We start from the raw sequence: 18,324 nt of genomic DNA, 5'->3' as shown, positions 1-18,324 counted from the left end.
CGCTATTGAACGAGCATCGGAACCTGGGTCCCGGACGCGCTGCCGCTGCCGGGCAAGCCGTGCGTCGCGCACGGGTTGTTGCCGGAGACCGACGAGCCGAGGTATTCGAGGTGCGCCACGACGGCGCCGCTGCCGGCGCTGAACGGAAGCGGATCGAGCATCAGCACGCAATCCCATTGCGTGACGTGCACCTTGCCGCTATTGCCGTTCAGCGTCGAGCAGTCGCCCTCCGGCGCGAGCGCAACGCGGCGGTCGCCGCCGAAGGTCTGGTAATTGCTCGCCGTCGCGGTGCCGTTGGTCGAAATCCCGCTGCCTGACGGCGGCGCGCCGTCGCCCTGGTAGGGCTTGAAGCTCGCGCGGTCGGCGACGAACTGCGTGTACGCGTCGCCCTTGATGCCGGCCGTTCCGGGCGGCCCGTAGTTAGGGCCGACGTACGCGTAGCCGGTGAAGTCGGGCTGGCCGCTCGACCCGTTCGCGCCGTTCGTATAGATGCCGAAGCGCGTATTCCAGGCACGCAGCGACGCGGACTTCAGGCCCGTGGTGCTGAGGTCCGGCGGGCTCGTGATGTTGCAGGTGTTGCCCGACAGCTCGCCGGCCAGGGTGGTTTCGTTCGTCGAGCCGTCGAGCGCGGCCCAGCCGAAGCTGCCGGGGCCGTAGGTCGACGACGACCCGGACGGCGACGTGATCCAGTCGCCGACCTTGTACGCAGGTGCGCCCGCCGCGCGGCACACGAACACCGGAATCGCGCAGGTCGTCTGCCCGCCGCCGACAGTCGCGATCGCGCTGGCCGACACCTCCGCCGCGTTCGCGAGCTTCGTGCCGGGCAGCACGTTCAGCACCTCGATGAACCAGTGCGCGATGTTGCTCAGCGTCGCGGTGCACTGCACGTACTTGACGTTAGCCGGCGTCGTGACCGCGCTCTTCGTCAGGAACGGGTTGGACAGCGAATCGCTGAACGTCACGTTCGCGTTCGTCGACATCTGCACCGACTTGTTCTGGAAAAACACGAAATTCAGGTGGCCGGCGGCGATCCCGTCCGCCTCGGCCACCGACAGGCTGATGGCTGAAGTCAGGTCACGCGCAGCCGACAGCGCGCATGCATCGGCGCTGTTCTGCAGTTCGCTGCGCGTGACGTACAGCTTGCCGAGATCCAGCGCGAGACCGACGAACCCGATCATCACCGCCAGTGCGAGACCGACGATGATCGCGACGGCACCGCGCTGGCGATGCAGGCTGCGACGCATGACTTTCGGATAGCGGGCTGCGCTGTTCATGGCGTTCTCCCTGAGCGTGCCGTCGTTACTGGGTGGCCTTGCCGATGCCGATCACGAACGCATTGGCGGGCGGATCGACCTGCTTGAACGACTTTTCGTAGTTGTCGAGCGCCGACGCTGCCGCGCCGCCGTCGACCACCGTCGTCGCGGCCGCGTGTTCGGCGGCATGCGGGTCGATGATCTGGGCCTGCGTCACGGCGCGGACCGATTCGCCGAAGCGGGTGTCCCACACCGGGGTCGACGACATGCAGCCGGCAAGCGCGAAGGCGAGCGGTGCGGCGAGCGCCGCACGGCGCACGAATACGAAGTAGGCGGATTTCATGAGTGTCCCCTTGGATGGCATCAACGATCGGTGGGCTCGGATTCCGAGCGTGCGACCTGCGCGTGGGCGGCCGCCGGGAGCCGGTGCGCCGGCTGGGCCGGTGTGGCCGGGCCGGCCGCGGCAAGACGCGCGGCGGTGGCTTCAATGCGCGCGACACGGGCTGCGTTGGCTGCGTTCGCCGCATTGGCCGCGTCGGGCCGCGGCGCGGCAGCGGCCACCGGCGCGGGCGTCTTCTGCGGTTCGGCCGGTACCGGCGGCTGCGCGTCCGCGCCTTGCGGCACACGCGGTGCGGGCAGCGCGGCGGCCGCGGCGGCCGCGGCATCCGGTTGCGGCGCCGGTACGGGTGCCTGAGCCGGTGCCTGAGCCGGTGCCTGCGGGGCAGCTGCCGCGCCGTTCGCCGGTTGTGCGCCGGGCTTGCGCACACCGCCGCGGCCTTCCATGTTGCCCGTCGCGTACACGTCGACTTCGTTCGGCTTCGAGAAGCTGTCGGTCGGCAGCGGCACGTCGGCGGTCTGCAGCGGCTTCACCAGGTGCGGCGTGATCAGGAAGATCAGCTCGGTGCGATCCTGCTGGAACGACGTGCTGCGGAACAGCGCGCCGAGCACCGGCACTTCGCCCACACCCGGGAGCGCCTTCAGCGCGCCCGTCACGTTGTCCTTGATCAGCCCGCCGATCGCGAACGATTCGCCGTCGCTCATCTGCACCGTCGTCGATGCGCGCCGCGTCGTGATCAGCGGCAGGATCGACGTGCCGCCGATGTTGGTGGCACTCAGCGTGACGCCCGTCTGCGACAGCTCCGACACTTCCGGCGCCACCTTCAGGCTGATCCGGCCGTTGGCGAGCACCGTCGGCGTGAACTTCAGCGCGACGCCGAATTCCTCTTCCTGCAGCGTGATCGACGACGTGCCGTTGCCGCTGCTCTGCGGAATCGGGATGAAGATCTTGCCGCCGGCGAGGAACGTCGCTTCCTGGCCGCTGATCGTCACGAGATTCGGCTCCGCGAGGATCTTGACCAGGTTGTCGGTGTTCTGTGCGTCGGCCGCGAGGTTGAACGGCTTGTTGTTCGCCTTGCTGAAGGCGACGCCGCTCGCCACCCCCGCGAGCAGGTTGCTGACCAGCGCCCCGCTCCACGAACCGAACCCGCCCTGGATGTTGAGCGCGCTGCCCATCTGGTTGATCAGCGTCTTCGACACCTCGGCCACCTTCACCTCGAGCATCACCTGCTGCGGCGACGTGACGGCCAGCATGTTCAGCACGCCGCCGCCGCTTTGCTTGCCGCCCGCGGCCGGGTCACCGGCGCTGTCCCCGTAAGCGCGCGCGATCTGCACGGCCTGCTGCGCGGCCTGCGAGCTCGACACGGTGCCCGACAGCACGATCGTGCCGGCCGCCGTCGTCACGCGGATGTCGCGCTCGTTCGGCATCAGCTGCAGCAGCGACGCCTGCAGGCCGCCGGCATCCGCGCCGACCGCGACGTCGATCACGCGGCATGCGCCGCTCTTGCCCTGCACGATCATGTTGGTCGTGCCGACCGCGAGCCCGAGGATGTACAGCGTCTGCGGTGACACCATCGTGGCCTGCGCAACCGCCGGATTGCCGATCGTCCGATTGCGGACCGGCTCCGGCATCGGCACCAGCAGCGACTTGCCGAGCGGCACGCTGACGCTGGTCGACTCGCGCACGGCGCCGACGCAATTCGGCCCGCGCAGCGGCCCCGCCGACGCGGCGGGCGCGGCGGCCACCACCGGCGCCATGCTGATCGTCATCTGCATCGGCCCCTTGCCGACGGCGGTCGGCGCGCTGGCGCCGCCCTTCGTCAGCACCGCCGACTCGATGCCTTCCTGCGCGAGTGCGCCATAAACCGTCAGCCATCCCGAACAGAGGATCGCGACCATCATCGTGCCCCGTGCGACGCGTGTGCGCAGCGGGCCGGTATCCGTGCATTGCGGCTTGATCTTCATTTCGTCTGATCCCCCGAGAGACCGGCACCGTGCCGGTTATCGACTTCCAGGGCCGCCGCACGTTGCAGGCGGCCGTTTATGTGACTGTGTTGATCTGCTTCAGAAACACTCGACGCTGCCCTTCACGCCCGTCAGCACGCCGACGCAGTCGCGCCGCGCTTCCGGCGCCGCATGCGATGCGACGTGCACGCGTACCGTCCGTACGCGAGCGGGCGCCGCGGGCGCTTCGGGTGCGGGCTCCTTGCCGAGCAGCGTCAGCTTGGTCGCCCCGTCGGTGTTCAGCGTCTTCTGGTCGACCTGGTTGCGCAGCACGAGCGACAGCGTGCCGACGCTGCGCGCGAGGTCGAGCCGTTCGGCCTGGTCGGGCGTGACTTCCAGCGTCACCGCGTTGACGACCTTCGGCGCCGTGTCGTCGCGGCTCACCTGCTGCGCGACGGCGAGCACGAGGATGTGCTCGAGCACGATCTTCGAGATGCTCTGCCCGTCGGTCTTGCCCTGCTGTTCCTGCGTGTTGACGATCACGTCGACGTAGTTGCCCGGCAGCGCGAAGCCCGCGACGCCGACCACGTCGTTCACGCGCACCGTGATCGCGCGGCTGCCGTCGGCGATCACCGCGGACAGCCCGCCCTTCGTGCCGACCGGCGCGAGCTTCGTCTCGATCACCGGCTCGCCGCGTGCGAGGCTGGTGCGCACGACGCGCCCTTCGAGCGCCTTCGTATCGGTGAACGCGCCGGTCGGCACGCTGCCCGACGGCCAGCTGACCATGTGAATCTGGTTCGGCCCGAGCGGTTCGCCCAGGTTCAGGTCGGTGGTGGCCACCGCGACCGGCGTGACCGAACTCGTGGATGTCTGTACCAGCCAGTGGGACGCGAACACGACCGCGGCAAGACCCGCGACCATCGCGACGACCAGCATCATGACCGCTCGACTGTTTTTCATGGCAATGCTCCTCGACGAATCGTGAAAGAAACGGCTCAACCGGTGATGAAGGTGCGTCCGCCGCGTTCGACGGGCGGCGGATGGACGCCGTCACGTTCGGGTGCCGCGCCGAAATAGCTCACCCACGCGTCGTACAGCGCGTCGTGCGTCACCTCGGGAGGATCGCCGCGGTAACGCGCGCCGGCGGCCACGAGACGCAGCAGGTCCGCCGGAAAACAGGCGAGAAACGCCTTGCCGGTCGGCAGGTGCAGCCGATGCAGCAGGTAGTCGAATGCATCGCTCGCCGATACGAGCCCCAGCGATGCGCAGGCTGCGTCATACACGGCGCGGTAATCGTCGATCGCCATCGCGCCCACGTGAAGCTTCGAACCGAGCCGGCGCAGGAACGCGTCGTCGCAGAACTGCTCCGGCGCGAGGTTGCTCGAGAACACCGGCCAGACGTCGAACGGCATCACGAAGCGGTTGCCGGATTCGAGCGTCAGGTAATCGACGCCGCGATCGAGCGGACGCAGCCAGCGGTTGAGCAGGTCGCGCGGCTCGACGCGCTGGCGGCCGAGATCGTCGACGACGTACATGCCCATGTTCGCCTTCATGTGCGGCGGCGCCTGGTAAAAGCCGGCGACTTCGTCGCGACGCAGGTCGAGCTCGTCGAGCGTCAGTTCGCCGCCCGACATCACGACCGGCCGTTCGCACAGGCGCCAGCGGCGATCGACCGACTGGCCGCCCGACGACGTTCCCGCATCGACGTGCACGAGCGGGTCGTAGATCTGGATCACTTCGCCGGCCGCGCAGATCGCGTACGGCACCGGCACGCGGCCCCGCATCAGCGAACCGAGCCGCTCGGCGAGGAAGGTCTTGCCGCTGCCGGCGGGCCCGTAGATCAGCAGCGGACGGCCCGCGTTCAGCGCAGCCGCGGCCGCATCGAGCACCGCCGTGTCGATCACGATGCCTTCGAACGCCGCCCACACCTCGTCCTGGCTGATGTGCAGCTTGCGTACCGAATGCGCGTTCAGGCACGCGAGATACGCGTCGAGCGTCACCGGCGCGGGCCCGCTGTAGCCGCTGCGCGCCCGTTCCTCGAGCGCCAGCACGCGGCCCGCGTCGGTCAGGCGGAACGTCACGTCGAGATCGGTCGCACCGCGATGGGTGAGCTCGACGAGATGCTCGCGCACCAGGAACGCGAAGACGTCGTCGAGCACGGCGAGCGGCAGGCAGTGCCGTTCGACCAGGTCGCCGTACGACGGGCGGCCGAGCATCAGCGTCGACTTCAGCACGAGACCGGCGACGAACGTCATGCTCAACCCGGTATCGTCGAGCGAGCGCGGCGCCGCCGGCAACTGCGCGCCCAGCTTCGTATGCGCTTCCCGCGACGGCAACGGATCGGGCAGGCGTGCCACCTGTGCGTCGCGTCTCGGTTCGGTGTGATTCGTGTTCATGATCGTTCCGTCCTCGTTGCAGATCCGTCGCGCTACGCGCACGACGCGAACAGCATGCCCAGCGTGCCGGCCGCGATCGCCACGCCGTACGGCAGCGTGCCGACCGATGCGATTTCGACGGGGCCGCCGGTGGCCTCGGCGCTCGCGCCTGGCGAGCGCCGCGCGATCAACGCGCGCACGTTCGCCCACATCTGGCGCATCCGCCCGCGCAGCAGCGCGTAGGCGATGGCGCCGATCCCGCCGGCCAGGAAGGTGGCCAGCACGATGTAAAACGTCATTTCCGCGCCGACCCAGGCGCCGATCGCGAGCATCAGCTTCACGTCGCCGGCCGCCATTCCGCGCAACAGGTAGAACGGCAACAGCAGGCCGAAGCCGGTCGCGGCACCGGCGAGCCATCCGAGCGCGCCCCCCGCGACACCGTGCAACAGGCACTGGGCAACCAGCGCGCCGGCCAGGCCGAGCAGGACGAGACGGTTCGGAATGCGGCGGGTCGCGATGTCCGTGCTGGCCGCGGCGACCGCGAGCAGCGTCACGCACAACGGAACCGGGTAAGGCGGCGCAACAGGTAGCATGGCGAACCTCGCAGTCGAATCGGTGGATCAGGAAACCATTGCCAGCGCGGTGGCCACGGCGGCCGTCACGGCCGTTGCGATCACCTCGTACGCATTGGCAAGCGAACCCTTCAGCGTGACGACCGTCCCCAGCACCGCGACGGCGAACATCGCGCCGAGCAACGCATATTCGATCGACGTCACGCCCTGCTCGTCGCCGATCCAGCGACGTACGACACGCATCCTGGCTTGCATGATGGTCTCCGGTTCCCGGTTGATCGGATCGCCGGGGACGGCTCGAGCGCTGCACCGGCCGAGCCGTCCGCGGCATGCTCCATCAGATACCCGCCACCGCCGAGTCCAGGTCGGCCGCGATCGTGCTGAACACGGTCTTGAGGTCCTTCCCGATGGTCGACAGCGCGAGGATGATGCCGACTGCGATCAGTGCGGCGATCAAGCCGTATTCGATGGCGGTCACGCCGTCTTCATCGCGAACGAAACGGCTGGCTTGTTGAATGAACTTGGACATGTTGATCTCCTTGGGTGGTCACTTTCAAAGCCCTCGCGTGCCGGCTGGTCGGATGACCGTGCATCGATACGTCGAGGAATGTCGTTGATGCCGTGTGGTGCCGACGAACGATTCGGACGAGCCGTTCGTCGTACCGTCCATCAGATTCCTGCTACCGCCGAGTCCAGATCCGCGGCGATCGTGCTGAACACGGTCTTCAGATCCGTACCGACCGTCGTCAACGCGACGACGATGCCGATCGCGATCAGGGCAGCGATCAGGCCGTATTCGATGGCCGTCACGCCGTCCTGATCCTGGACGAACCACGCGATCTTTTCGATGATTCTTGTCATGAGCATTCTCCTTTCGGACTGCTACGAAATTCCCTTCGTCGGTCAGGACGTCGGGGTTGGGCACCACCGGCACTACTCGAAAAATCGGGACGCGTCGCTCAGCCGCGGGAGCGGGGATATGCACCCCTGTCCGTGCGAATGGGTATCAGTGACGCAGTGAACGAGAAAGGCGTGTACGGTGCGACCGGCCGGATGAACCGGACCATCCGATCGACCGGAACGGCACGACTGCCGTTCGACGCATGGAATCCAGATGAATGGGAGACAAACTCCCGGATAAGCTGCAATATGTTTTTAATCCGGTTCTCGAACCGTGATGTGCTGTGGTCTTTCATTTTTATTCCCCATATGCGGCCATGCCGACTTTTTATTGCCCTGACGATACCGGGTCTCATTGGTCACCCGACGAAGGCTTGCGCGGTTGATCGACCTGGAGCTGCTTGTTCCCCGATGCGCTCCGGCCCTTCTTTCCGCCTGTGATTCCAGTGCCGGGTTCCGTCTGTCTTTTGCCGGAACCGCCCGGTCGTCACATCGTCGACTGCCGTGCCAACGCTTACGCAAAGAGCAGGCCACCCGAGGCGAAATCGAGGCGCATCAAGGGTTCCGGTGATGCCCGCTCTCCCCGGTCCGGGGTGCAGTGTGCGAAATGTTTCAAAATTGATATATGTTTCCCGGCGAGCGTTTCACGCCTGAATGCCCGCCGCCGCGCTGCGCAAAGGATCGAAAATTTTTTCTTGGGATTTTCCCGGACGCTCGACGGCGCTCGCGTCCCGAGAGATCGCCGGGGCGCGGAACCGGTCGAAATGACGGAATGTTTCAAGGCAGAAACACGAAAGCCCGCAGTTCGGATTTCTCATACCTGAAAATGCGGTTTTCACGTGCGTCTTAGGCCAGACTAAATCCCGGCATTCAGCGGGTGATTTGCAACGCGCCATTTTTTCTCCAACAATGACCTCACCGGACAACGCCATTTCAGAGCGACTCGATCCGCAGGCACCACAAGATCAAACGGCTGCGATTGACCAAGCGGCCTCTACCAAATACGGGGAATCATGTACACAGCCAATCGTGAAATGCGCGGGCGGGCAACACGCCGCGCTCAGTGGCTGACAGCCGACCGGATCATTCCGTACAGCTGCATCATGCTGATGCTCTTCGCCGCGTTGCTGGTTGTCTGGGGCTTCGTGACCAGCGGCTTCACGTCGAATGTCGCCGTCCGGCCGGGCGTCGATTTCTCCGTCTTCTGGACCGCATCGCACCTGGTGTTGCAAGGCCATGCCGCATCGGCCTACGACCCCTCCTTATTCCTGCAGGCCGAGCTCGCGCATTTCGACACGTATTTGCAGCACCGGTCGCTTCCCTGGCTCTATCCGCCGACGATGTTGCTGTTCATCGCTCCGGTTGCCCTTGTGCCTTTCCTGCCCGCATATTTCCTCTTTTTCGCGGGCAGTCTTTTATGCTACGCGTTCGCCGTCTCGCGGTTGTCGGGATTGCGCGCGCATCTTCCTGTGCCGCACGCCGCGGCGATCGTCGTGGTCGCGTATTCGGCGGTGTGCATGTCCGCGCTGTTCGGCCAGAACAGCATCCTGACCGCCGGCATCGCCGCGCTCGCGCTGCATCTGCTCGGCAAGCGTCCGGTCGCGGCCGGCGTGCTGATCGGGCTGCTCGCAATCAAGCCGCAGCTGGCCGTGGTGTTCCCCGTCGTGCTGATCGCGGCACGTGCGTGGCGCACCTTCGCGGCGGCCGCGATCACCGCCGCGCTGTTCGCGGCCGCCGGCATCGCACTGGCCGGCCCCGGTGCGCTGCACGGGTTGAGCCAGGCACTGTCGACGGTGCGCGAACAGCATTTCATGCTCCCGTCATACTGGCTCGCGTCGCCGACGCCGTTCGCCGCATTGCGGCTCGCGGGCATGCCGGTGACGGCCGCACTGGTCGCGCAAGCGGCGGTCGCGCTGCTCGCGCTCGCCGCGGCCGTCGACGTATGGCGCCGCACGCCCGACATGCGCCTGCGCGGCGCGGTGCTGGCCGTCGCCACGCTGCTGACGACGCCGTATCTGTGGAACTACGAACTGACGTGGCTCGGCATCGCGATCTTCTGCCTGATCGCGCACGGTCTCGACAAAGGCTGGCTGCCGGGCGACCAGGGCATCATCGTGCTGGCGTGGCTGCTGCCGATCTTCGAGATGTTCAACCGACTGATGAAGCTGCCGCAGATCGGGCCGATCGTGCTGCTCGCGGTGCTGTTCATCGTCGTGCGCCGCACGGCGCTCGAATCCCGGAGCGCACGATGAGATCGTCACCTTCCGCACGCCACGCGCACCCGGATACCGACGTGCATCCGGAACTCCCGATCGCGGGCCCGCGCCGCTACCCGCACTGGCTCAATCGCGAGCGCGTGCGCCTCTATGCGGGCGCCGCACTGGCGAGCGAGCTGCTGTTCATCTGCATCTACGTCACCCGCGTGTACCTGTCGCACAACGGCGCGCTGCAGCCGCTGTCGCAGGATTTCTCGCCGATCTGGAGCGCCGCGTGGCTCGCCGCGCACGGGCATGCGGCCGATGCCTGGCATTTTCCCGCGCTGTTCGCAGTGCAGAAGCTCGCGATCCCGACGATGACGCTCGCGGACGGCACGCTGCCGTGGCTCTACCCACCCTCGATGCTGCTGCTCGTGCTGCCGCTCGGCTGGCTGCCGTACACGCTGGCGCTCGTGCTGTGGCTCGGGCTCACCTATGCGCTGTTTTCGGCAACGATCCGCGCGATCGTGCAGCGAGATGGCGCATGGTTGTGCGCGTTCGCATTCCCCGGCGCGTTCCTCACGGTGATCGTCGGGCAGACCAGCCTCTTCACCGCGTTGCTCGCCGGTGCCGGCCTGCTCGCGCTGGCCCGCCGCCCCGTGCACGCCGGGATCTGCTTCGGCTTGCTGACGATGAAGCCGCAGCTCGCGGTGCTGTTCCCGCTCGCGCTGCTGTGCGCCGGCCAATGGCGCGCACTGGCCGCGTGGGCCGCGACGATCGCGTGCAGCGCCGCACTCGCGACACTCGCGTTCGGGTTCGGCCCGTGGATCACCTTCACGCATGTGATCGACAGCGTCTACACGATCGTCGGCACCGGCCAGGCCAAGCTCGCGCGCATGCCGTCGGTGTTCGCGCTCGCGACGATGGCAGGCCTGCCCACCTTCGTCGCCAGCGGCCTTCAACTGCTGTCGGCCGCGGTCGCCGCGATCGCCGTCGTCTATGCGTGGCGCGGCGACTGCGCGTACGCGCTGCGCGCCGCGACGCTCGCGTGCGCGTGCCTGCTCGTCAGCCCCTATCTGTACGACTACGACCTGACCTGGTACGGCCTCGTGATCGCGTGGTACGCGCGTTATGCGTGGACGCACGGCTGGCGGCGCTTCGACCGTGAATGGCTGACGCTGCTGTGGCTGATGCCGCTCGCGGGCCTCGCGGTCGTGCCGCATCTGTCGTTCCAGTTCATGCCGCTCGTCACGCTGGCGTCGCTCGGGCTGCTCGTCAGCCGGATCGCCCGGGACCGGCGCGACGTGCCGTCGATGCCGGACGCACGCGACCACTCGACCGACACCGCGTTCACCCATTCGGCAAGAACGCACCACCGCCCGGCGTACGGATTGCGCCGCACCGGCCGACCGACCATCGGCGTGCATCGGTGAAGCGACATCACAGGGGAAATCATCATGCGGGAACCACTCTATATACCGCTCGTATCGCTGGTCGTGCCGTTCTATAACGAAGGCGAGGCCGTCGAACGCTTCTTCGACGTCGTGATGCCGTTGATGGCGTCCATCGACGGCATCCGGTTCGAGATCGTCTGCGTGAACGACGGCAGCCGCGACGACACGCTCGAGCGGCTGATCCGGATCGGCGCCGGCGAACGGCGCGTGCGGGTGATCGACCTGACCCGCAACTTCGGCAAGGAAGCGGCGCTCACGGCCGGTCTCGACGAAGCCCTCGGCGACGCGGTGATCCCGCTCGACGCCGACCTGCAGGACCCGCCGAGCCTGATTCCGGTGATGATCGAACACTGGCGCGACGGTGCGGAAGTCGTCGCCGCGAAGCGCAGCAACCGCGCGTGCGATTCGTTCGCGAAGCGCACGGCGGCCGCGATCTACTATCGCGTGCACAACCTGCTGTCGGACGTGAAACTGCCGGAGAACGTCGGCGATTTCCGGCTGATGGACCGCAAGGTCGTGAACGCGCTGCGCAGCCTGCCCGAGCGGCATCGCTTCATGAAGGGGCTGTTCGCGTGGGTCGGCTACCGGACGGTCATCGTCGAATACCAGCGTGACGCGCGTAGTGCCGGGCACTCGAAATTTTCCGGCTGGAAGCTGTGGAATTTCGCGCTGGAAGGCATCACCAGCTTCAGCACCGTGCCGCTGCGCAGCTGGACCTACATCGGCGTCGGCATCGCCGCGCTCGCGTTCCTGTACGGCGCGTTCATCATTCTCCGCACGCTGCTGTTCGGCAATCCGGTGCTCGGCTACGCGTCGCTGATCTCGGTCACGCTGTTCATCGGCGGCATCGAGCTCATCGGGATCGGTGTCGTCGGCGAATACATCGGGCGGATCTACGACGAGTCGAAGCAACGGCCCGTCTACCTGATCCGCCGCCGCTACCAGACGCACGGCAAGGTGGTCGAACTGCGGGTCGCGCGCGATGCGCGCCGCCAGAGCGCTCGCCGGCGCGTGCAGCCGACCCGTGCGCGGATCGGCGAACGCTGACGCGCGGCGACGGCCATGATCGGCCTGCTCGATGCCGAGCGTACGCGCCTCGTGCGCTTCGGCGTGTCAGGCCTCTGCTCGACCGCGCTCCACACGCTGGTCGCGGCGGCGCTGTTCGCACGGTTCGACGCGACGCTGGTGACGGCGAACACGATCGCGTTCCTCTGCGCGACGGCGTTCTCGTATCTCGCGAACACGCTGTGGAGCTTTTCGTCGACGGTGCGCACGCGCAACGCGGTGCGCTTTCTCGCGGTCACGCTCGCCGGCTTCGTCGAAACCCTGCTGCTCGCGCGTGCGGCCGAAGCGCTCGACGTGTCCCGCGCAATGAGCATCGTCGCGATCGCGTTGCTGATTCCGCCGACGACGTTCCTGCTGCACCGGCTCTGGACCTATCGTTGAACGCCCCTTCCCGCCGCCCCCCGAAAATAATCGGCCATTCAATTAACAGATTCAATGTCGGCATATTTATGTCACGCATGAATCCGATTGATTCCGATTTTAAAATTACCGCCAGAAACAAATTAAATACCCTGTTTACTTTTACAGCTTCCAGAAACAACCGAACGGGATAATCTGCCTTCGCCATCTCGCCAGCACGGGCGTCGAACGGCGACGAGCCTTGCAGGACAAGGCAATGGCGGCTGCGCGACGAAATTCGCGCAACAATAATTCCCATTCATTCAAACGGGAGCTTCTATGTCACGCGTTACCGATGTGCTCGTCTCTTTCGATACCGAAACCATCCTCAAAAAATATCCGAATCCCAGCAAGAATCCGAATAGCCCGACGCTGATCGACTGGAAGCACGTGTACATGGTCACCAACCAGGACAACGTGGTGTCCGGGCAGGCGGGCGGCGAACTCGACCTGAAGGCGCAGGTCGGCGACCTGATCCGCTGGCGTGAAACGAGCCTGTCGCTGGGCTTCGAGAACCAAGTGGTGTTCTACAAGTTCATCGGCAACGTCGGCAACGAACTGATCTCGACGCCGACGCCGCGCGTCGCGGAAGCGTCGATCCCGGTGCCGAACACCAGCAAGCCCGAGGTGCCGACCTGCCAGAAGGTCGCGAACTACTACTGGTCGTCGGAATGCCTGAAGGTCGGCCGCGTGACTTACCACTTCCAGTTCCAGATCATCGATCGCAACTGCCAGAGCCAGGGCTGCTTCTCGTGGGATCCGTTCATCTCGATCCATAACTGATCGCGGCAGGCGGGCGGCCGCGCGGCGGCTGCCCGCATCAACCCCTTGTTGCGGAGGAAGCGCTCATGCCTGGTCTTCGTTCCGATGTGCTCGTGATCGTCGACGCCGTCACGCTGCTGTCGGCCTACCCGGAGGCGAGCCGGGACCCCGACGCGCCGACCGTGATCGACGGCCGGCACCTCTACGTGGTGAGCCCCGGCGACGCCGCGCAGCTCGGCCACAACGACAGCCGGCTCTTCGCCGGGCTGTCGCCGGGCGACCAGTTGCGCCTGCGCGAGACCGCGCTGGCACTGCGCGCCGAGGCGAGCGTGCTGTTCGTCCGGTTCGCGTTGAAGGATGCGGGCATCGTCGCGCCGTTCGAAGCCGAAGTACGCGACGCGGCCGCGCCGGTACCCGATGCCGACGACCTGCTGCATCCGCCATGCCATCCGATGAAGGACCACTACTGGCGCAGCGACGTGCTGGCCGCGGGCGCCACCACGTGCACGGCCGATTTCGCCGTGTTCGACCGCGACGGCACCGTGTCGGGCTATTTCCGCTGGGAAACGTCGATCGAGATCGGCGCCGGCCAGCCGGCCGCGAAACAGCCGGATTTCAAGCCGTCGTCGGATCGCAACGGCAACTTCACGCTGCCGCCGGATACCGCGTTCAAGGCGATCTTCTACGCGAATGCCGCCGACCGGCAGGACCTCAGGCTCTTCATCGACGATGCGCCGGAACCGGCCGCGTCGTTCGTCGGCAACAGCGAGGACGGCGTCAGACTGTTCACGCTGAACTCGAAGGGCGGCAGGATCCGGATCGACGCGTTCGCCAACGGCAGAAAATCCGCGACCGACGCGCGTCTCGCGCCGCTGTCCGCGGGCGACACCGTCTGGCTCGGCTGGCTCGGCGCCGAAGACGGCGCCGATGCCGACTACAACGACGGGATCGTGATCCTGCAGTGGCCGATCACCTGAGCATCGCGGCGATCGGCGCCCGGGTGGTTCAGGTGCGCGGCAGCCCCGGCGGATTGGTCTGCGACCGGTCGATCGCTTCGGCGTCGAGACTCCAGCGGCCGAGCACCTTCCGGTAGCTGCCGTTCGCGATCAGCGCATTGATCGCGACCGTCAGCGGATCGGCGAGGCCGCTGCCCTTGCGCGTCGTGATCGCGATGTCCGCGGTGCGCGGCCAGCCGCCGCTCACGGTGCCGATCAGCTTCGCGTCGCCGCGCAGCGATGCCTGGTACGCGAGCATCGAGTTCACGCTGAAGATCGTGTCGACGCGCCCCGACTGCAGCGCGACCCAGCGCTCCGCCGCATCCGCGTAGTACTGGATCTCGACCGGCGCGAGGCCGCGCGCGAGGTTCTGCCGGTTCCATTCGAGCAGGATCTTTTCCTGGTTCGTGCCCGAATCGGTCACGACGCGCAGCCCGGCAACGTCCTTCGGCTCGCGAATCGACGCGATCCGGCTGCCGTTCTTCACGTAGAAGCCGAGCTGATCCTTCCGGTAGGTCGAGAAGTCGAATTTCTCCTTGCGCTGTTCGGTCACCGTCACGTTCGAGATCACCGCGTCGACCTTGCCGGACTGCAGCGCAAGCGGCCAGTCGGCCCACGAGAGCGGCACGATCTTCAGCTTGCGGCCGATGCTGTCGGCGACGAGCTGGGCGAGATCGGGATCGAAGCCGACGACCGTTCGCGCATCGGTCGCATAGGTGCTGAGCGGCGGCAGGTTCGGCGCGATGCCGATCGTCAACGTGCCCGCTTCGGCAAACCGGTAGCCGGCCGGCAATGCCTGCTCAACCGCCGGGTTCACGGTGCCGCGCTGCCGGCCCGGCTGCTCAGGGCTCAGGTCGAACGTCGCGGCCTGCGCGGCGACGCTGACGCCGATCAGGACGGCGGCCAGCGTGTGAGCGATGCGTGCTGCGGGAATTGCTGTTCTTCTCATGTCTTCCGGATTCCTTGATGTTTGACGAAGCGTGTGCCGAACGCGGGCGGCGCCGAACGATGCTCACCGCCCGTTCGCCGCCCTTCTCCTCCCGGCGTTCCCGGTACGCTCACGCGGGCGTCGCCTCGAGTTCGGCGGCGGCCGCGCGTTGCGTCGCCGGTTGCGCGACCGGCGACGGGCGCGTCGCGTGCGCGTCGCCCGCATACAGCGCCTTCGGATCGAAGACCCGCGCCTGCAAGGGCGTGAACGCGCGGAAGTTCCACAGGCTGCGCGCGACGAACACGCGCTGCACCCAGCGGAATGCCCGGTCGTTCTCGTCGTATTGCGGATCGAAACGGTCGCGCGAATGCAGCGTGAAATGATTGTTGATCAGCACCAGCTTGCCGGGCTGTACCTGCACGCCGAACGACACTTCGCGCACCGCGCGATACAGGTTGGCCAGCGCCTCCTGCGCACGCGCATTGACCGCCAGCACCATGTCCGGATAGAACGCGACCGTCACGCGCGGCGCGTCGAGCGGCCCCGACAGCACCGCGCTCAGGTCGGTATTGTCGCGCGGCGTCGGCGCGGCGCCGCGCCACCGGTACGGCACGCGGATGATGTAGTGCTCGCCGTAGAGTTGCGCGATGTCGTCCGGCGACAGCAGCTGCAGCGCGCGGCGCGCGTCGGCGAGCCGCGTGTACGGGCCGCCGCCGGCTTCGCTGCGCACGCCGAGCAGCAGCAACGCGAACGGCGACGTGTCGCCTTCCGGCATGTGCGCCTGCGCGGCGTTCTCGATATGGAAATCGAGCTCGACCTCGGAGCCGAGGCCCGTATAGTCGCGTGCGGTCGCCTTGTGCGGCGTGAGGTTGTTCACGAGCTCGCGGCCTTCGTGCGCGATCGAATACGGCTCGCCGGCCAGCGTGCTCAGGGCGACCAGCACGTTCTCGCTCAACACGCCGGCCTTGAACGAGCGGCCGGTCTCCTCGAACCTCGGGCTGCCCTTCACGTCGTCGTCGATCGGCAGGTTGTCGATCTCGATCGAGCCGTGCGCGTCGGCGGTTGGTGCCTTCGCGCGATCGAACGCGTCGACGATCCGGTCGGGAAACGCGTTGTAGGCGAGCTTGCGCACCGCGCTGATGTAGCCCGCGCCGCCGGCCGGATCGTAGGCCAGTGCGCCGAGCGTCTTCCGGATGTGACCGGACTCCGCTGCCGTCAAGACGATGCGTTCATCTGCGAGATAGGTCATAGGTCTCTCGTATAAAGATCGGGGTTCGAAGAGCGGCATGGCACTGCCGCCGCGCGTTGCCGTCCTCGGGGCGCAGCGCTCGACAAGACTAGGAGACCGACATTGCATTGCGAAATGATATTAAGTCGATTGCAAACAAAAATTTTCGATATAAGTTCAGCAATCCCGGCGGCGTCAGGCAGCGTCGATCGCACCACGCCTTAACACGAAAAGTGGTTAAAAAATCGCTGGTTATTATTTATATTCGTTAGCAGGTCGATGCTAGTTTTCTGTCGGATTCGACGATGCGGCCGGCCGTCGATCGGCAGCCGGCGCCCTTCCTCCGCCCTACGGAAATCTGCCCGATGACCCGATTCCGCCTGCTGCGCCGTTCGTCCGGTCACGACGTGACCCTGCCCGCGTACTGCCTTGCGCGCCACCCGGCACGGAGGCCGCAATGAGCGAACGCGCTCCGGCGCTCGGCGGCGCGCCGGCCGCCATCGCACCGCCGCATCGCACGTCGCTGCGCGCGATCCTCCCGACCGTCGCGGCCGCGAGCCTCGGCTTCGCGATCGTTCAGCTCGACGTGACCGTCGTCAACGTCGCGATTCCGAGCCTCGGCCATTCATTCGGATCGAGCGTCCACGGGCTGCAGTGGATCGTCGATGCGTACACGCTGTCGTTCGCCGCGCTGCTGCTGACGTCCGGCACGCTGGCCGACCGCTTCGGCAGCCGCCGGCTGTTCGCGTACGGCCTCGCGCTGTTCCTGCTGGCATCGCTCGGCTGCGCGCTCGCGCCGTCGCTGGCCGCGCTGATCGCCGCGCGGGTCGCGCAGGGCGTCGGCGCCGCGATGATCCTGCCCACGTCGCTTGCGCTCATCACACATGCGTGCGCGAACGATGCCGCCGCGCGCGTAAGGGCCGTCGCGTGGTGGAGCGCGACCGGCGGCGCGATCAGCGCGGCCGGGCCGACGCTCGGCGGGCTGCTGATCGATTCGCTCGGCTGGCGTGCGATCTTCTTCATCAATCTGCCGATCTGCGCGGCCGGGTTGTGGGTCACGGTGCGCCATGTGCGGGATTCGGCCGCCGCACGCACGCGGCTGTTCGATCCGGCCGGCCAGCTCGTCGCGGTGCTCGTGCTCGCGCTGCTGACGGGCGGGATCATCCGGGCCGGCGCGCAGGGGCCAGGCGACCCGTATGCGGCCGGCGCGCTGGCCGCGTCGGTCGCGCTCGGCGCGCTGTTTGTCGCGATCGAGCGCCGCGTGGCCGCGCCGATGCTGCAGCTCGCGTTCTTCCGGATCGCGCGCGTGCCGGGCGTGCTCGCGATCGGCGCGATCACGAATGCCGCGTTCTACGGGCTGATTTTCTCGCTGAGCCTCTATTTCCAGAATGCGCGCGGCTTCACCGCGACCGAATCGGGGCTCGCGCTCGCACCGCTCACGATCATCATGCTCGCCAACATCGCGAGCGCGCGCCTCGCCGTGCGCCATGGATTCCGCGCGACCGTCATCGTCGGGCTTGCGGTATCGCTCGCGGGCTACGTGTGGCTGTGGCGGACCCTCGGTGCGCATACCCCGTATGCGCTGCTCGCGCCGGGGCTCGCGGCAATGGCGATCGGCGGCGGCATCGCGATTCCCGCGCTGACGTCGACGCTGCTCGGCAGCGTCGAGGCCGGCCGCTCGGCCACCGCGTCGGCGATCCTCAATACCGCGCGCCAGGTGGGCGCTGCCGTCGGCGTCGCGGCGCTCGGCGCGCTGGTCGCGGGCCAAGGCGCCGCGATCGTGGCCGGCGCGGCACACGCATTCGCCGTCGCGGCCGTGCTCGTGGCCGTCTGCATCGTGCTGGCCGCACGCTGGCCCGGCGATGCGCCCGAATCCGGCACGCGGGCCTGATCCCGCACCGGCCGCCTCCTTCAACCG

19 protein-coding genes are annotated in these 18,324 nt (G+C 67.2%); 7 read left to right on the top strand and 12 right to left on the bottom strand.

What is annotated here, in order from left to right; all coding sequences use genetic code 11:
• Positions 1 to 2: 2 nt before the first annotated feature.
• From E9536_RS24085 to E9536_RS24040, 10 genes are all read right to left on the bottom strand, one after another.
• Positions 3 to 1,274, bottom strand: coding sequence for a TadE/TadG family type IV pilus assembly protein (locus E9536_RS24085; RefSeq protein ID WP_060084646.1), 1,272 nt, complete (start codon positions 1,272 to 1,274; stop codon positions 3 to 5).
• 25 nt (positions 1,275 to 1,299) lie between these two features.
• Positions 1,300 to 1,596, bottom strand: a complete 297-nt coding sequence (locus tag E9536_RS24080) for a hypothetical protein (protein WP_059648656.1) — start codon at positions 1,594 to 1,596, stop codon at positions 1,300 to 1,302.
• Between the two features lie 20 nt (positions 1,597 to 1,616).
• Positions 1,617 to 3,554: a type II and III secretion system protein family protein gene (locus tag E9536_RS24075; protein WP_136470959.1), complete on the bottom strand. Its 1,938-nt coding sequence runs from the start codon at positions 3,552 to 3,554 to the stop codon at positions 1,617 to 1,619.
• Between the two features lie 99 nt (positions 3,555 to 3,653).
• Positions 3,654 to 4,493 (bottom strand): Flp pilus assembly protein CpaB, encoded by an 840-nt coding sequence (gene cpaB / locus E9536_RS24070; protein ID WP_060084644.1) that lies wholly within the window; start codon positions 4,491 to 4,493, stop codon positions 3,654 to 3,656.
• A 35-nt stretch (positions 4,494 to 4,528) separates the two neighbouring features.
• Entirely contained in the window at positions 4,529 to 5,929 is a 1,401-nt protein-coding gene (locus E9536_RS24065; RefSeq protein WP_060084692.1) for a hypothetical protein, read from the bottom strand.
• A gap of 32 nt (positions 5,930 to 5,961) precedes the next feature.
• Positions 5,962 to 6,501 carry a prepilin peptidase gene (locus E9536_RS24060; protein WP_059688223.1) on the bottom strand — a complete coding sequence of 180 codons (540 nt, stop codon included), beginning with the start codon at positions 6,499 to 6,501 and terminating at the stop codon, positions 5,962 to 5,964.
• A 27-nt stretch (positions 6,502 to 6,528) separates the two neighbouring features.
• Positions 6,529 to 6,735 carry a Flp family type IVb pilin gene (locus E9536_RS24055; RefSeq protein WP_059485633.1) on the bottom strand — a complete coding sequence of 69 codons (207 nt, stop codon included), beginning with the start codon at positions 6,733 to 6,735 and terminating at the stop codon, positions 6,529 to 6,531.
• Between the two features lie 82 nt (positions 6,736 to 6,817).
• The gene (locus E9536_RS24050; protein ID WP_011349893.1) at positions 6,818 to 7,009 is read right to left on the bottom strand and encodes a Flp family type IVb pilin; all 192 of its coding nucleotides are present in this window, start codon (positions 7,007 to 7,009) and stop codon (positions 6,818 to 6,820) included.
• A 140-nt stretch (positions 7,010 to 7,149) separates the two neighbouring features.
• The gene (locus tag E9536_RS24045) at positions 7,150 to 7,341 is read right to left on the bottom strand and encodes a Flp family type IVb pilin (RefSeq protein WP_059688225.1); all 192 of its coding nucleotides are present in this window, start codon (positions 7,339 to 7,341) and stop codon (positions 7,150 to 7,152) included.
• 683 nt (positions 7,342 to 8,024) lie between these two features.
• Positions 8,025 to 8,312 (bottom strand): hypothetical protein, encoded by a 288-nt coding sequence (locus tag E9536_RS24040; RefSeq protein WP_136470957.1) that lies wholly within the window; start codon positions 8,310 to 8,312, stop codon positions 8,025 to 8,027.
• An 81-nt stretch (positions 8,313 to 8,393) separates the two neighbouring features.
• Between E9536_RS24040 and E9536_RS24035 the strand changes: the two genes are divergently transcribed.
• From E9536_RS24035 to E9536_RS24010, 6 genes are all read left to right on the top strand, one after another.
• A complete protein-coding gene (locus E9536_RS24035; protein WP_136470955.1) occupies positions 8,394 to 9,632 on the top strand; it encodes a glycosyltransferase family 87 protein in 1,239 nt (412 codons plus the stop codon).
• Entirely contained in the window at positions 9,629 to 11,008 is a 1,380-nt protein-coding gene (locus E9536_RS24030) for a glycosyltransferase family 87 protein (RefSeq protein WP_136470953.1), read from the top strand. The genes E9536_RS24035 and E9536_RS24030 overlap by 4 nt, the downstream gene beginning before the upstream one ends.
• Before the next feature lie 24 nt (positions 11,009 to 11,032).
• On the top strand, positions 11,033 to 12,076 hold the full coding sequence (locus E9536_RS24025) for a glycosyltransferase family 2 protein (RefSeq protein ID WP_136470951.1): 1,044 nt from the start codon (positions 11,033 to 11,035) through the stop codon (positions 12,074 to 12,076).
• A 15-nt stretch (positions 12,077 to 12,091) separates the two neighbouring features.
• On the top strand, positions 12,092 to 12,475 hold the full coding sequence (locus E9536_RS24020) for a GtrA family protein (RefSeq protein WP_136470949.1): 384 nt from the start codon (positions 12,092 to 12,094) through the stop codon (positions 12,473 to 12,475).
• 297 nt (positions 12,476 to 12,772) lie between these two features.
• Positions 12,773 to 13,276 carry an inclusion body family protein gene (locus tag E9536_RS24015; protein WP_027792733.1) on the top strand — a complete coding sequence of 168 codons (504 nt, stop codon included), beginning with the start codon at positions 12,773 to 12,775 and terminating at the stop codon, positions 13,274 to 13,276.
• A gap of 65 nt (positions 13,277 to 13,341) precedes the next feature.
• Positions 13,342 to 14,232 (top strand): AidA/PixA family protein, encoded by an 891-nt coding sequence (locus E9536_RS24010; protein ID WP_080981943.1) that lies wholly within the window; start codon positions 13,342 to 13,344, stop codon positions 14,230 to 14,232.
• 28 nt (positions 14,233 to 14,260) lie between these two features.
• Here the strand turns inward: E9536_RS24010 and E9536_RS24005 are convergent, their stop codons facing one another.
• Together E9536_RS24005 and E9536_RS24000 are read right to left on the bottom strand one after the other, a co-directional pair.
• On the bottom strand, positions 14,261 to 15,199 hold the full coding sequence (locus E9536_RS24005) for an ABC transporter substrate-binding protein (RefSeq protein WP_136470947.1): 939 nt from the start codon (positions 15,197 to 15,199) through the stop codon (positions 14,261 to 14,263).
• Positions 15,200 to 15,308: 109 nt separating this feature from the next.
• Positions 15,309 to 16,427: a TauD/TfdA family dioxygenase gene (locus E9536_RS24000; RefSeq protein ID WP_060063766.1), complete on the bottom strand. Its 1,119-nt coding sequence runs from the start codon at positions 16,425 to 16,427 to the stop codon at positions 15,309 to 15,311.
• Between the two features lie 436 nt (positions 16,428 to 16,863).
• Here E9536_RS24000 and E9536_RS23990 point away from each other — a divergent pair, with 436 nt between their 5' ends.
• Positions 16,864 to 18,297, top strand: a complete 1,434-nt coding sequence (locus E9536_RS23990; protein ID WP_136470945.1) for an MFS transporter — start codon at positions 16,864 to 16,866, stop codon at positions 18,295 to 18,297.
• Positions 18,298 to 18,324 lie beyond the last annotated feature (27 nt).

This window comes from Burkholderia sp. LS-044 (assembly GCF_004803625.1).
Lineage (GTDB): Bacteria > Pseudomonadota > Gammaproteobacteria > Burkholderiales > Burkholderiaceae > Burkholderia > Burkholderia cepacia.
Note: the sequence above shows the minus strand (reverse complement) of the source record. Positions and strands in the feature narration are given on the sequence as shown.